Source organism: Inquilinus limosus MP06 (assembly GCF_000767795.1).
Taxonomy (GTDB): Bacteria; Pseudomonadota; Alphaproteobacteria; order DSM-16000; family Inquilinaceae; genus Inquilinus; species Inquilinus limosus_E.
This window is the reverse complement of sequence record NZ_JANX01001100.1, coordinates 1-658: the sequence shown is the minus strand read 5'-3', so window position 1 is coordinate 658 and position 658 is coordinate 1. Positions and strand designations below refer to the sequence as shown.

The 658-nt window shown below is 72.3% G+C and carries 1 pseudogene; it reads left to right on the top strand.

The annotated features are described in order from the left end of the window. Positions 1 to 186: 186 nt before the first annotated feature. Positions 187 to 658, top strand: a pseudogene (locus tag P409_RS35440) (hypothetical protein); the annotation flags it as partial.

Sequence of the window (658 nt, the reverse complement as noted above, 5' to 3'; positions counted from 1 at the left end):
TTTTCGCCGCCAGGACTGGCCTGAGCTCCGGCGATCCCGCCTAGACCGCGAGATCGGTCTCCACCCATTCGCGCGCGGACGCGCGCAGACCCCTCCCCCTACCCCCCTCCCGCAAGGGGAGGGGGGACTTGTCTGCTTTGACGGTCTGGTTGGAGTGCCCCCCACAGTGCCAGCGGCCTCCGCGCCATGACCGAACCGCCGCCCCGCAAGCCCTCCACCAAACGGCCGATCAAGCGGAAGAAGGTCGTCAAGACCGTCGTCCCGGCCAAGACGCCGCTGGGCAAAGGCAAGAAGGCGGCCAAGCCGTTCCCGACGCGCGAGCAGATCGTCGAGTTCCTGAAGTCGCGCGACGACACGGTCGGCAAGCGCGAGATCGCCCGCGCCTTCCACATCACCGGCGACGACCGGGTGCGGCTGAAGGAGCTGCTGCAGGACATGGCCGAGGACGGCCAGCTGGAGAAGCGCCGCGGCCGCCGCATGCGGGCGCCGGGCGCGGTCCTGCCGAGCGTCGCCGTGCTGCGCGTCGTCGCCATCGACGCCGACGGCGAGGCCCTGGCCCAGCCGACCCGCTGGGAGGAAGAAGAGCCGCCGCCGCGCATCGCCATGGTGGCCGAGGGCCGCGGCAAGGGCGCGCTGGCGGTCGGCGACCGGGTGCTGG